Below are 14,014 nucleotides of genomic sequence, written 5' to 3'. Positions count from 1 at the left end.
CTGCCGGTACACGTGCTCGCTGCCGATGAAGGTTTGCAGTGGTTACGCGTGCAGTTAAAGGATTGTGCGGTCAGTTGAGTCTACTCAACATCCGCATGGGACGATTGGCGACTGGAGTGACTCATGAATCAACAAGGCAGCCATCCGCAAGAGCGGAGTCCAGGCACTCCACCGCGGGGTACCATGCGCAGCCTGTTGATCCCGCAATGGCTCGGCAATTACCGGCCCGACTGGCTGCGAGGCGATGTGGTCGCCGGGCTGACGGCAGCGGCCGTGGTCATTCCCAAGGCGCTGGCGTACGCCACGATTGCCGGCCTGCCTGTGCAGGTCGGGCTGTACACGGTGCTGGTGCCGATGGTGATCTATGCCGTGCTCGGTACCTCGCGCCCGCTCAGTGTCAGCACCACGACCACCCTGGCCATTCTCGCCGGCTCCGCGTTGGGCCAGATCAGCCCGGACGGCGATGCGGCGACCTTGCTCGCGGGTTCCGCCACGCTGGCCCTGATGGTGGGCGCGATCCTGATCGTCGCGGGGTTGCTGCGCCTGGGCTTCGTCGCCAATTTCATTTCCGAACCGGTACTGGTGGGTTTCAAGGCCGGCATCGGTGTGGTCATCGTGCTCGACCAGCTACCCAAATTGCTCGGTACTCACATCGACAAAGGTGGCTTCCTGCACAATCTGCTGGCCACGGTTCAGAGCATCGGTCATGCCTCGCTGCCCACCGTGGCGGTCGGTGTGTTCATGGTCCTGCTGCTGGTCGGCATGAAGCTTTTTACGCCGCGGCTGCCCGCACCGTTGATTGCGGTGGCGCTGGGCATCATTGGCATGAGCCTGTTTGGCCTGGAGAGCTTTGGTGTGTCCGCCGTCGGCCTGGTGCCGATCGGATTGCCCGCGCTGACCCTGCCGGTGTGGTCGCTGGCCGCAACCCTGTGGCCTTCGGCGATGGGCATCGCGCTGATGAGCTTCACCGAAACCATCGCGGCGGGGCGTGCGTTCGCCCGCAGTGACGAGCCCGTGCCACAGCCGAATCGGGAGCTGCTGGCCACTGGCGTTGCCAACATCGGCGGCGCATTTCTCGGGGCCATGGTCGCGGGTGGCGGGACCACTCAAACGGCGGTGAACCGTTTGGCCGGTGCCCGTTCGCAACTGGCCGCACTGGTCACCGCAGCACTGGCTTTGGGTACTTGCCTGCTGCTGGCGCCGCTGATTGGCCTGATGCCCAATGCCACGCTCGCAGCCGTGGTGATTGTGTATTCGGTGGGCCTGATCGAACCGGCGGAATTTCGCGAGATCCTGTCGGTTCGCCGTACCGAATTTGCCTGGGCCGTAGTGGCCATGATCGGCGTGATGTTGCTGGGCACGCTGCAAGGGATCGTCGTGGCGATTATCGTCTCGTTGCTGGCCCTGGCCTATCAGGTCTCGGACCCGCCCGTGCATGTCCTCGGGCGCAAGCCTGGCACCAATGTGTATCGGCCGCAGTCCGCCGAACACCTCGATGACGAACACTTTGACGGGCTGCTGTTGCTTCGGCCTGAAGGGCGGATTTTTTTCGCCAACGCCCAGCGCATCGGCATGAAGATGCGACCCCTGATCGAAGATGCAAGGCCCGCCGTGGTGATTCTTGACCTGCGCAGCGTGTTCGACCTGGAGTACACCGCCCTGAAAATGCTCACCGGGGCGGAACAGCAACTGCGGGAAAAAGGCATTTCACTGTGGCTGGTGGGCATGAGCCCTGGCGTATGGGACATGGTCACCAAGGCACCGTTGGGTCGTACGCTGGGTGAAGCGCGCATGTTCCTGAACCTGGAGCAGGCGGTTGAACATTACCAGCGCAGTCGAGGCTGAATGAACGCGGCCGGGTGCACTCCGGACGCTATGTAACGGATTGAAGGAGGTAACGGGCATGGCAAAGAAGAAGGCTGCACCGAAAAGCAAACCGGTCGAAGGCGACAAGCTCAAGAACAAGGTGTATCTCGAGGAACTGGCGAAGCTGCATGTCGAGCTGGTCAAGCTGCAGGAGTGGGTGCAGCACACGGGCGCGAAGATTTGCATCATCTTCGAGGGCCGTGATGGCGCCGGCAAGGGCGGGACCATCAAGGCACTGACCGAACGGGTCAGTCCGCGAGTGTTCCGGGTGATGGCGTTGCCGGCACCGACCGACCGGGAAAAAAGCCAGATGTATTTGCAACGTTATCTGCCGCACATGCCGGCGGCCGGTGAAGTGGTGATCTTCGATCGCAGCTGGTACAACCGCGCCGGGGTCGAGCGGGTCATGGGATTTTGCAGCGAAGAGCAGGTGCGCACGTTTCTCACCGTGGCGCCGCGCGTCGAACAGGCACTGGTCGAATCGGGAATCATCCTGATCAAGTACTGGCTTGAAGTGAGCGAGGAGGAACAGACCCGTCGCCTCAAGGCACGTATCACCGACGGGCGCAAAATCTGGAAGCTGTCACCCATGGACCTCAAGTCCTACAACCGTTGGTACGACTACTCCCGTGCCCGGGACGACATGTTCAAGTACACCGACACCAAATTCGCCCCTTGGCGGGTCGCCAACTCCAATGACAAGCGGCGGGCGCGGCTGAACATCATCAGCGATGTGCTGAAAAGCGTTCCTTACGAGGAAGTACCGCGGGCAAAAGTGAAACTGCCCAAACGGCAAGACCCCGGTAACTACCGGGAGCCGAACTATCCATACAAGTACATCCAGGAAAAATTCTGATCGATGCATTGGGCAGGAGCCAGCCCAGGCCGGCTCCTGCTGCAGGCCATCAGGCGTGAACCAGCGCAATCGTAAACGAGACCACGATCATGCACGCAAAGGCAAAATTGATATTCATGAAGTTTCCATCCAAAACATGAGTGACGGCGCCATCTTGAACAGGTCACAGAAAAATAAAAAATTCGCCGTAATGATTTGAAAGATCGAAAAAAATGATACTTGGCCGGTTCGTTGTTTTTGCGCCGGGTTGCAGATACTCTCGTGTAACACGCAACTTCATGCATAAACGAGCAAAAGCATGCACGACAACCATTCTGCTGCCGAACTTCCATCGGTGCGCCGACAAAAAATCCTGTTGATCCTCGAACGTGACGGCAAGGTCATGGCCTCGGAGTTGAGCCAGCATTTCGCGGTATCCGAAGACACCATCCGCCGCGATCTGGCGGAGCTGGCCAGCGCCGGCCTGGTGCAACGGGTGCACGGCGGGGCGTTGCCGCGGCCCAAGGATACGGGCAAGGACTATTTCACCCGGATAAGCGAAACCGACGAGGTGAAAACCCATCTGGCGCAACTGGCCGCGCGACGGGTGCAGGACGGTCAGATCGTGGTGTTCGATTCCGGCACCACCACCTTGCAGATTGCGCGTTCGCTGCCGGCGGACATCGCCATCACCGCGATCACCGCGTCGCCGATGACGGCCATTACCTTGTCCGAATACCAAGGCATCAAGGTGATCCTGGCCGGCGGCCAGCTCAACCCGGCGACGATGTCGGCCAGCGGCCACGAAACCCTGCGGCTGCTGGCGGGCATCAAGGCCGATCTGCTGTTTACCGGGGTCTGCGCGATTCACCCGCAGGTGGGCTTAAGCTCACTGCACTTCGATGAAGTACCGGTGAAACAGGCGATGCTCGACTGTGCTTCCCATGTGATTGCCGTCACCACGGCGGACAAGCTCGGCGCGGTGGAGCCCTTTGTCGTCGCGCCTTGTAACCGCGTGCACACGTTGATCACCGAACGGCATGTGGCGTCAGGCAATGTCGAGGACTACCGGGCGTTGGGGATCGAGGTGGTGCAGGCTTGAGCGTTTTTTGCTGGCAGGTGTATTGAATGTTCCGGCCCCTTCGCGGGCAAGCCCGCTCCCACAGGTTTTGTGTTTGACGCCGAATTTGGGAACGGTACAAATCCTGTGGGAGCGAGCTTGCTCGCGATGAACGATAACGCGGTCTGGCAGATGGTCACTGCGCCAACCACCCACCATCAACATTCCATGCCGCGCCCCGCACCTGGCTGCCGGCTTCGCTGCACAAAAACAGCACCAGTTCACCCAGTTGCGGCGGTGTCACGAACTCCAGCGATGGCTGCTTTTCTGCGAGCAAATCGTGTTGCGCCTGCTGCGGATCAACCCCTCTGGCGGCACGATCATCAATTTGCTTCTGCACCAGTGGCGTCAATACCCAGCCTGGGCAGATCGCGTTGCAGGTGACCTGGGTGGTTGCGGTTTCCAGCGCGACCACTTTGGTCAAGCCGATCACCCCGTGCTTGGCGGCGACATAGGCTGACTTGCCCACCGAGCCGACCAGGCCATGTACCGAAGCAATGTTGATCACCCGGCCCCAGCCCTTGGCGCGCATGCCCGGCAGGCTCAAACGGGTGCTGTGGAACACCGACGACAGGTTGATGGCGATGATCGAATCCCAGCGCTCCACCGGGAACTCATCCACCGCTGCCACGTGTTGAATGCCAGCGTTGTTGACCAGAATGTCGACGCCGCCAAACTCGCGCTCGGCGTAGGCGATCATGTCGGCAATTTGAGCCGGATCGCTGACATCGGCCGGGTGATGGCCGACCTTGCCGCCGAACTGTTCGACTTCGGCAATCACCTTGGATGCATCGCCAAAGCCGTTGAGGATCAGGTTGGCCCCGGCCTTGGCCAGGCTGAGGGCTATCCCCAGGCCGATGCCGCTGGTGGAACCGGTGACCAGTGCGGTCTTGCCCGAAAGAGTCGTCATGAATACCTCACACAATGCCAGTGGCGTAGAAGGTGCCGATCACTACGAAAACCGCCAGGGTCTTGATCAGCGTAATACAGAAAATGTCTTTGTAAGCTTCGCGGTGGGTCAGCCCGGTGACCGCCAGCAGGGTAATGACGGCGCCGTTGTGCGGCAGGGTGTCCATGCCACCGCTGGCCATGGCGGCGACCCGGTGCAGCACTTCCAGCGGAATGTTCGCCGCATGGGCGGCGCTGATGAACTGCTCGGACATCGCCGCCAGCGCGATGCTCATGCCACCCGAGGCGGAACCGGTGATGCCGGCCAGCAGGGTCACGGTAATCGCTTCGTTGACCAGTGGGTTGGGGATGCTCTTGAGCCAGTCGGCCAGCACCAGAAAGCCCGGCAAAGACGCGATCACTGCGCCGAAACCGTATTCCGAGGCGGTGTTCATCGCCGCCAGCAAGGCACCGCTGACTGCACTTTTACTGCCTTCGGCGAGCTTGCGGCTGATCGCCTTGTAGCCGAACGCCAGCACCATGAGGATGCCGACCAGCAAGGCTGCCTGGACCGCCCAGATCGCCGTGAGCTTGGCGATTTCCGTGGTCACTGGCGCGGCCATGCCTGGCAGCGCGAGGCTGTGGGTCTTGCCGTACACCTGCGGAATCCAGTGGGTGAACAGCAGGTTCATGATGCCCACCGCCAGCAGTGGCGACAGCGCCAGCCACGGGTTGGGCAGCTTGAGGTCGGCGGCGGTTTCCGGTTCGTTACGCAGGTCAGAACCATAGCCTTCACCGGCACGCTGGGCCTTGTTGCGCTGACGCTGGAGAAACAGCATGCCGGCACAGAACACGAAGATTGTGCCGATCACCCCCAGCCACGGCGCCGCCCACGCGGTGGTGTTGAAGAAGGTGCTGGGGATGATGTTCTGGATTTGTGGCGTGCCGGGCAGGGCGTCCATGGTGAACGAGAAGGCGCCCAGGGCAATGGTCGCCGGGATCAGCCGCTTGGGGATGTTGCTCTGGCGGAACATTTCAGCGGCAAACGGATAGACCGCGAACACCACCACAAACAACGACACACCACCGTAGGTCAGCAGGGCGCAGACCAGCACGATCACCAGCATCGCCTGGCGGGTGCCGAGCAGGCGAATCGCCGCCGCGACGATGGAGCGCGAGAAACCGGACAGTTCGATCAGCTTGCCGAACACCGCGCCGAGCAGGAATACCGGGAAATACAGTTTGATGAAACCGACCATTTTTTCCATGAACACCCCGGTGAAAGCGGGGGCGACGGCAGACGGGTCAGTCAGCAGGACAGCGCCGAGGGCGGCAATCGGGGCAAAAAGGATAACGCTGTAGCCACGGTAGGCAGCCAGCATCAGCAGCGCGAGGGCTGCCAAGGCAATGATCACACTCATCGTGTGTCTCTCCTGGGTTGTTATTTTTGTTGGGTGAAGCCTGGTAGGAGAGGCGTATAGCGAGTTTTGTGCCAGATGGTTAAGTCGTTGAAATATAAGGATATATTTTTAGAATGGTGGTTCTATCGGGTGATTTTGTCTCTGATTTGAGACTTTCTTTGGCAGTGCTGGCCTCATCGCGGGCAAGCCCGCTCCCACAGGTTGCCCGTGTACTCAAGAAGTAGGCGATCAAATGTGGGAGCGAGCTTGCTCGCGATGGACTTTCTATCAATCGAGATATGTGTCTCTTTAATGAGATTCAGCAATCCCCAACGCCACCATCTTCTTGTACAACGTCGACCGGCCAAGCCCCAGCCGCGCCGCGGCATCGACCACCTTGCCCCCACATTGCGCGAGGGTGGACTCAATCAATTGCCGGTCAAATCGCTCCCGCGCCGCACTGAACGTCTCATGGGCAAGCGGTTCGATGGTCAAGGGCGCCACGCGCTCCACCTGGGTGAACGTACCAATCGCCGAGCGGATGTCCGCCGCCGTCAGGCGCAAGTCATCACTGAGCAGTGCGGCCCGCTCCAGCACATTGCGCAGCTCCCGGATGTTCCCCGGCCAGGCGTGTTGGCCCAACAGTTCGAGGGCTTCGTGGTGCAGTTCATGCTGGCTGCGCAGTTCCTCGAGAATCGCTTCACTGAGCGCCGGCACGTCATCCAGGCGGTCGCGCAGGGGCGGAACCTGGATCGGCAGCACGTTGAGCCGGTAGTACAAGTCGGCGCGGAATTCGCCGCGCTTGATCGCAGCTTCGAGGTCCGTGGAGGTCGCGGCGATCACCCGCACATCGCTCTGGATCACTTCGTTGGAGCCCACCGGCTCGAATTCCTTTTCCTGCAATACTCGCAGTAGTTTGCTTTGCAGGGGCAGCGGCATGTCGCCGATTTCATCGAGGAACAGCGTTCCGCCCTGGGCAATCTGCAATTTGCCGGCGCGGCCCTTGCGGTCGGCACCGGTAAATGCGCCAGGGGCTGTGCCGAAGAATTCGGCCTCCAGCAGCGATTCGGGAATCGCCGCGCTGTTGACACTGACAAACGCCTTGTGTGTACGGGGCGAGGCATTGTGGATCGCCTGGGCCAGCAACTCCTTACCGGTGCCGGTTTCACCAAGCAACAGCACCGGCGATTCGGTACTCGCACTGCGCCGGGCGCGGCGTTTGACTTCCAGGCTGGCGGTGCTGGTGCCGATGAAATGGGCGAAGTTGTATTTGGTTTGCCGCGCCCGCAGCAGCGAGCGGGTGGAGGCCAGTTCTTCCTGCATGCTCATGTAGCGCTTGAGCATCGGCGACAGGCTGCGCAATTCATCGAACAGGGCGAAACCAATGGCACCGATCACCACGCCGGCATCGTCATGAATCGGCAGGCGCATGACCACCAGCGGCTCTTTGGGGGTGTCTTGCATATCCAGCAAAATCGGCCGGCCGCTGCGCACCACCTCACGCAGCAGGCTGCCGGGGATCACGCTTTCGCAGGGCTTGCCGATTGCGACTTCGGCCGATTGCAGGCCGAAGCGCCGGGCATAGCGCTCATTCATCCAGACGATATTGGCATCGCGGTCGACAATCACCGTGCCTTCACTCGATTGCTCGATGATTTCGAACAACGAACGGATCGCCAGCAAGCGAACGCGCTGGTAGTCCTTGAGGCTTTCGGTGGTGTTCATGGGTGTTGGTCCTGATGATGTGTTGGCTGTGCTGGCCTCTTCGCTGGCAAGCCAGCTCCTACAGGGGATTTGTGAACGACACAGATCAACTGTAGGAGCTGGCTTGCCAGCGAAGGCTGCGACTCGGTCCAGAGTCAGGATTATGCCTGCCCCAACATCGCCGCCGCCAACAGCTCCTTGGTGTACGGATGCTGCGGTGAGTCAAACACCTCATGGCTGGCGCCGCGCTCCACCACTTTGCCATCCTTGATCACGATCATGTCGTGGGCCAGGGCGCGCACCACCGCCAGGTCATGGCTGATGAACAGGTAGGTCAAACCGTGTTTTTCCTGAAGCTGGCGGAGCAGGGCGACCACTTGTTTCTGTACCGTGCGGTCGAGCGCCGAGGTCGGTTCGTCGAGCAGGATCAGCGCCGGCTTCAGCACCAGCGCCCGGGCGATGGCGATGCGCTGGCGTTGCCCCCCGGAGAACTCGTGGGGATAGCGATGGCGACTTTGCGGGTCGAGCCCGACTTCGCTCAGTGCCCGGATCACTTCGGCATTGCACTCTTCAGTGCTCAACTGGCTGTGCACTTCCAGGCCTTCGCTGATGATTTGCGCCACGGACATCCTTGGGCTGAGGCTGCCGAAGGGGTCCTGGAACACCACCTGCATCTTCTTGCGCCACGGTCGCAGCTGTTTTTGCGTCAGGTCGTCCAGCGCCTGGCCCTGAAAGCGGATGCTGCCTTCGGAGTCGAGCAAACGCAGAATCGCCTGACCGAGCGTGGACTTGCCGGAACCGGACTCACCGACGATGCCCAGGGTTTTGCCGCGCTGAATATTCAGGCTGATACCATCGACCGCGCGCAGCCAGGTCTTGCGTTGAAACAGGCCGCCACCGACGGGAAACCGCACCTGCAGGTTGTCCACCTCCAGTACGTTTTCGCGCTCGTCCCGGGGCAAGGCTTCGCCCTCGGGTTCGGCGTGCAGCAATACGCAGCTGTAAGGGTGCTTCGGTTCGGTGAAAAGGACTTCGCAAGGCGCCTGCTCGACGATTTCCCCGGCCTTCATCACGCACACGCGCTGGGCGATGCTGCGTACCAGATTGAGGTCATGGCTGATCAGCAGCAGCGACATGCCCAGTCGCTGTTGCAGGGATTTGAGCAGCAACAGGATCTTGCGCTGCACTGTCACATCCAGCGCAGTGGTCGGTTCGTCGGCGATCAGCAGTTCCGGTTCGCACGCCAGGGCCATGGCGATCATCACCCGCTGGCGCTGCCCGCCGGACAATTGATGGGGATAGGCCTTGAGGCGTTCCTCGGGTTTCTGGATGCCCACCAGGTGCAGCAATTCAAGAATCCGCTCTTGCGCCGCCTTGCCCGCCAGGCCTTTGTGCACCAGCAGCGTTTCGCCGATCTGCTTTTCGATGCTGTGCAGCGGGTTGAGGGAGGTCATCGGCTCCTGGAAGATCATCGCGATGCGATTGCCGCGCAGTTTTCGCAACTTGCCGGCATCGGCGCCCACCAGTTCCTGGCCGCGATAGCGGATGCTGCCCGTCGTCTCGGTATCGGTTTGTGGCAGCAGTTGCAGGATCGAGTGGGCCGTCACCGACTTGCCCGAGCCCGATTCACCCACCAGCGCCAGGCATTCGCCGGGGCGGATGTCCAGGCACAGATTGCGCACCACGGTCTGGCCGCTGAAGGCCACGCTGAGGTCACGGATTTCGATCAGGTTGGTCATATCAACATCCGCATCAAGAGCGGGGATCAAAAGCGTCGCGCAGCGCTTCGCCAATGAACACCAGTAAAGAAAGAATGAGCGCCAGGGTGAAGAACGCCGTCAGGCCCAACCACGGCGCTTGCAGGTTCTGCTTGCCCTGGCCGATCAGTTCGCCCAGGGAAGCGCTGCCCGCAGGCATGCCGAAGCCGAGGAAGTCCAGCGCCGTCAGGGTGGAAATCGCCCCGGTGAGAATGAACGGCAAGTAGCTCAAGGTCGCGTTCATGGCGTTGGGCAGAATGTGCCGCACGATGACTTTGCGGTCAGTCAGGCCCAGCGCGCGCGCGGCCTTGACGTACTCCAGGTTGCGCCCGCGCAGGAACTCGGCGCGCACCACGTCCACCAGGGCCAGCCATGAAAACAGCGCCATGATCCCCAGCAGCCACCAGAAATTCGGCTCGACGAAGCCCGACAGGATGATCAGCAGATACAGCACCGGCAACCCGGACCACACCTCCAGCAGGCGCTGGCCGAGCAAATCCACCCAGCCGCCGTAATAGCCTTGCAGGGCCCCGGCCGCGATGCCGATCAGGGCACTGACAAAGGTCAGCATCAAGGCAAACAGGATCGACACCCGGGCACCGAAGATCACCCGGGCCAGAACGTCCCGTGCCTGGTCGTCGGTGCCCAGCCAATTGACGCTGGAGGGCGGGCTGGGGGCGGGTTTATCCAGGTCATAGTTGGGCGTGTCGTCACTGAACGGAATCGGCGGAAACAGCAACCAGCCACCGTCCTTCTTGATCAACTTCTGCACGTAGTCGCTGCGGTAGTCGGCCTGGAACGGCAGATGCCCGCCGAACTCCAGTTCGGTGTGGCGCTTGAAGACCGGGAAGTACCACTGGCCTTGATAGCTGACCATCAGCGGTTTGTCGTTGGCGATCAGTTCGCCGCCCAGGGTCATCAGGAACAGGCCGACAAACAGCCAGAGCGACCACCAGCCCCGGCGGTTTCTCTTGAAGCGCTCGAAGCGCCGACGCGCCAGCGGTGAAAGCTTGAGCATCAGGCGTTCCTCGCGGCAAAGTCGATACGCGGGTCGACCAGGGTGTAGCAGAGGTCGCCGAGCAGTTTTATCAAAAGGCCGAACAGGGTGAAGATGAACAGCGAACCGAACACCACCGGATAGTCCCGGGATACCGCCGCTTCGTAGCTCATGCGGCCCAGGCCGTCGAGGGAGAAGATCACTTCGATCAGCAGGGAGCCGGCAAAAAATACACTGATAAAGGCCTGGGGTATGCCCGACACCACCAGCAGCATGGCGTTGCGGAATACGTGTCCATACAGTACCCGCCGTTCACTCAAACCCTTGGCCCGGGCGGTGACCACGTACTGGCGGGTGATTTCATTGAGGAACGAGTTCTTGGTCAGGATGGTCAGCGTGGCGAAACCGCCGATCACCAGCGCGGTCACCGGCAACACCAGATGCCAGAAGTAGTCGGCCACTTTGCCTATGGTCGACAGCGATTCGAAGTTGTCCGAGACCAGCCCGCGAACCGGGAACCAGTTCAGCGAAGTGCCACCGGCAAAGACCACGATCAGGAACATCGCAAACAGGAACGCCGGCATGGCATAGCCGATGATGATCGCGGTACTGCTCCAGATGTCGAACTGGCTGCCATGGTGCACGGCCTTGCGGATGCCCAGGGGAATCGACACCAGATAGGTGATCAGCGTCGCCCAAAGCCCGAGGGAAATGGTCACGGGCATTTTTTCGAGGATCAGGTCGGTGACGGTGGCACCGCGGAAGAAGCTCTTGCCGAAGTCCAGGCGCGCGTAGCTGGTGAGCATCAGCCAGAGGCGTTCGTGTGCCGGTTTATCGAAGCCGTACTGTTTTTCAATGTCCTTGATCAGCTGCGGATCGAGCCCGCGACTGGCCCGGGACTTGCCACTCATGGCTTCGCCGGAACCGCCGCCGACTGCGGCGCCGCCAATGCCTTGCAGGTGTGCGATGGCCTGTTCGACCGGCCCGCCCGGCGCTGCCTGGACGATGACAAAGTTGACCAGGAGAATGATCACCAGCGTCGGAATGATCAGCAGCAGGCGCCGCAATATGTAAGCCCACATCAGTGCGGCCCTCCGGGTTTGCCACGGCTGATACGCTCGGCCGTCATCTGTTGGTTGGTCAATGGCGTGGTGCTCATCTCCCACCAGCTCTCGATGGCTTCGTCATTGCTCGCCTGCACGTTCGGGATGCCAAAGCGGTTCCACCACACCGTCGAGGTGCCCGGCGGGTAATAGTTGGGAATCCAGTAGTAATTCCATTGCAGCACCCGATCCAGGGCATGGGCGTAATGCAGCATGTCAGCCTGGGTATTGGCGCGGATCAGCCCGGTGATCAGCGTGTCCACCGCCGGGTTCTTCAACACCATGTAGTTGTTGGAACCAGGGTCGGTGGCTGCCGCCGAGCCGAAATAATTGAGCAGTTCGTTTCCCGGAGAGGTGGTGACCGGGTAGCCGGTGACGATCATGTCGTAGTCGCGGTTCATCAGGCGATTGACGTACTGGGACGAGTCGATGCGGCGGATGTTCAGGTCGATGCCGATCTGTTTCAAGGTGCGCTTATAGGGCAGCAGCAGGCGGTCCATGCCGTTCTGACTGACCAGGAAGGTGAAGCTCAGCGGCTCGCCGTCGGCATTGACCAGTTGGTCGCCAACGGGTTTCCAGCCGGCCTGTTCGAGCAAGTCCAGGGCTTGCAGCTGCTTGTCGCGAATCACGCCGCTGCCATCGGTCTTCGGCGCTTCGAACACCTGGGTGAAGACTTCGTCGGGAATCTGCCCGCGCAGCGGTTCGAGAATCGCCAGCTCACCGGCATCCGGCAGTTGCCGGGCCGCGAGGTCGGTGTTGGAAAAGAAGCTCTGCTGGCGGATGTACATGTCACGCATCATCTGCCGGTTGCTCCACTCGAAGTCCCACAACATCACCAGCGCCTGGCGCACGCGACGGTCCTGGAACATGGGCTTTTGCAGATTGAACACAAAACCCTGGGCCGGCTGCGGTGCCTCGGTGGCGAGGTGGGCCTTTTGCAGGCGACCGTCGCTCAGGGCCGGGCTGTCGTAGCCGATGGAATAGCCGGTGGCGGAAAATTCCCGGTTGTAGTCAAAGGCGCCGCCGCGCAGGACCTGGCGCGCCACGTCGGTATCGCCGAAGTACTCGATGCTGAAGTGATCGAAGTTGTACAGGCCACGACTGACCGGCAGGTCCTTGCCCCACCAATCGGGATTGCGCTCGAAGGTGATGCTGCGTCCGGAATCGATCTTGCCGACTTTATAGGGGCCGCTGCCCAACGGCGCTTCATAGCCGCCGCCACCGGCGAAATCGCGGCTCTTCCACCAGTGTTCGGGAAACACCGGCAAGGTCGCGATATCCAGGGGCAGGGTGCGATTTTCGTTGTTCTTGAAATCAAAGCGCACGGTCAGTGGCGATTCCACTTCGACGCTTTTGACGTCGGCGAACTGGGTGCGGTAACGCAGGCTGCCCTGGGTCATCAGCAGGTCGAAGGTGTAACGCACGTCTGAGGCGGTAATCGGTTTGCCATCGGCAAAACGCGCCTTGGGGTTGAGGTAAAAGCGCAGGGACAGGCCGTCCTCGGAGCGCTCCATCTTCTCTGCCACCAGACCGTACACGGTGTAAGGCTCGTCCAGCGAGCGCTGGGCCAGTGGTGAATAGAGCAAACCGTCGATCTGTGTGACGCCGATGCCTTTGTCGATGTAAGGCAAAACGTGGTCGAACTGACCGATTTCGATCGCCGAGCGCCGCATCGTGCCGCCCTTGGGGGCCTGCGGGTTGGTGTAGGCGAAATGACTGAAGCCGGCAGGGTATTTCGCCGGTTCGCCGTACACGGTCATTGCCGGTTGCGGTGCTGCATTCACACCCGCTGCAGCCGTCAGCAGGGTCACGGCAGTGAATAACAAGGTAGGGAAAGCCAGTCGCATTGTCAGCCTTGGAGCCGGGTGGTCGTTAACGACAATTTGTACGCTAGCGGCGCGTCCCTCGCCAGCCGAATTACGCACCTGAAACACAACGGCCCACCAAAAGGCGGGCCGTTGTGAGAGTAACTCAAGCGTCGATCAGTCCTGGCGGCTGGTCACTTCCAGCAGGTGGAAACCGAACTGGGTCTTGACCGGGCCCTGAACCACGTTGATTGGTGCGCTGAAAACCACGGTGTCGAATTCCTTGACCATCTGGCCCGGGCCGAACGAACCCAGGTCACCGCCCTGGCGGCTGGAAGGGCAAGTGGAGTTTGCCTTGGCAACTTCAGCGAAATCGGTGCCAGCCTCGATTTGGGCCTTGAGTTCGTTGCACTTTTCTTGCGAGGCAACAAGGATGTGACGGGCAGTGGCTTTAGCCATGGAAAAATTCTCCTTTCAATATTCGATAAAGCGCTGAGCCTACCGGATTCCGTGAGCTATTTCTCCTCAAAGTTCCGTTC

Annotated in this window: 11 protein-coding genes; 3 read left to right on the top strand and 8 right to left on the bottom strand. The window is 60.9% G+C overall.

Features of this window, described 5'->3' with window-relative positions; all coding sequences use genetic code 11:
- The first annotated feature begins 123 nt into the window (after positions 1–123).
- From AC1DKH_RS04705 to AC1DKH_RS04695, 3 genes are all read left to right on the top strand, one after another.
- On the top strand, positions 124–1,845 hold the full coding sequence (locus tag AC1DKH_RS04705; RefSeq protein ID WP_477797563.1) for a SulP family inorganic anion transporter: 1,722 nt from the start codon (positions 124–126) through the stop codon (positions 1,843–1,845).
- A 58-nt stretch (positions 1,846–1,903) separates the two neighbouring features.
- Positions 1,904–2,722, top strand: a complete 819-nt coding sequence (gene ppk2 / locus AC1DKH_RS04700; protein ID WP_477797562.1) for a polyphosphate kinase 2 — start codon at positions 1,904–1,906, stop codon at positions 2,720–2,722.
- A 298-nt stretch (positions 2,723–3,020) separates the two neighbouring features.
- Positions 3,021–3,803 (top strand): DeoR/GlpR family DNA-binding transcription regulator, encoded by a 783-nt coding sequence (locus AC1DKH_RS04695; RefSeq protein ID WP_477797561.1) that lies wholly within the window; start codon positions 3,021–3,023, stop codon positions 3,801–3,803.
- Between the two features lie 154 nt (positions 3,804–3,957).
- On the opposite strand, the gene AC1DKH_RS04690 is transcribed toward AC1DKH_RS04695, so the two are convergent.
- The 8 genes from AC1DKH_RS04690 to AC1DKH_RS04655 all read right to left on the bottom strand — a co-directional run bounded on the left by AC1DKH_RS04690 (position 3,958) and on the right by AC1DKH_RS04655 (position 13,934).
- Complete coding sequence (locus tag AC1DKH_RS04690) at positions 3,958–4,731, bottom strand: 3-hydroxybutyrate dehydrogenase (protein ID WP_477759958.1); 774 nt, start codon at positions 4,729–4,731, stop codon at positions 3,958–3,960.
- Positions 4,732–4,738: 7 nt separating this feature from the next.
- The gene (locus AC1DKH_RS04685) at positions 4,739–6,130 is read right to left on the bottom strand and encodes a GntP family permease (RefSeq protein ID WP_150723644.1); all 1,392 of its coding nucleotides are present in this window, start codon (positions 6,128–6,130) and stop codon (positions 4,739–4,741) included.
- Between the two features lie 288 nt (positions 6,131–6,418).
- Positions 6,419–7,834 carry a sigma-54 interaction domain-containing protein gene (locus AC1DKH_RS04680; RefSeq protein WP_477797560.1) on the bottom strand — a complete coding sequence of 472 codons (1,416 nt, stop codon included), beginning with the start codon at positions 7,832–7,834 and terminating at the stop codon, positions 6,419–6,421.
- Between the two features lie 140 nt (positions 7,835–7,974).
- A complete protein-coding gene (locus AC1DKH_RS04675; RefSeq protein WP_477759959.1) occupies positions 7,975–9,552 on the bottom strand; it encodes an ABC transporter ATP-binding protein in 1,578 nt (525 codons plus the stop codon).
- Between the two features lie 13 nt (positions 9,553–9,565).
- Positions 9,566–10,588: an ABC transporter permease gene (locus AC1DKH_RS04670; protein ID WP_477759960.1), complete on the bottom strand. Its 1,023-nt coding sequence runs from the start codon at positions 10,586–10,588 to the stop codon at positions 9,566–9,568.
- Positions 10,588–11,649 carry a microcin C ABC transporter permease YejB gene (locus tag AC1DKH_RS04665; protein WP_477797559.1) on the bottom strand — a complete coding sequence of 354 codons (1,062 nt, stop codon included), beginning with the start codon at positions 11,647–11,649 and terminating at the stop codon, positions 10,588–10,590. The genes AC1DKH_RS04670 and AC1DKH_RS04665 overlap by 1 nt, the downstream gene beginning before the upstream one ends.
- Positions 11,649–13,517, bottom strand: a complete 1,869-nt coding sequence (locus AC1DKH_RS04660; RefSeq protein WP_477797558.1) for an extracellular solute-binding protein — start codon at positions 13,515–13,517, stop codon at positions 11,649–11,651. The genes AC1DKH_RS04665 and AC1DKH_RS04660 overlap by 1 nt, the downstream gene beginning before the upstream one ends.
- Before the next feature lie 135 nt (positions 13,518–13,652).
- On the bottom strand, positions 13,653–13,934 hold the full coding sequence (locus AC1DKH_RS04655; protein ID WP_477756370.1) for a peptidylprolyl isomerase: 282 nt from the start codon (positions 13,932–13,934) through the stop codon (positions 13,653–13,655).
- Positions 13,935–14,014: the final 80 nt, after the last annotated feature.

Source organism: Pseudomonas sp. 05L36 (assembly GCF_056398125.1).
This window is presented reverse-complemented; position numbering and strand designations above follow the sequence as displayed.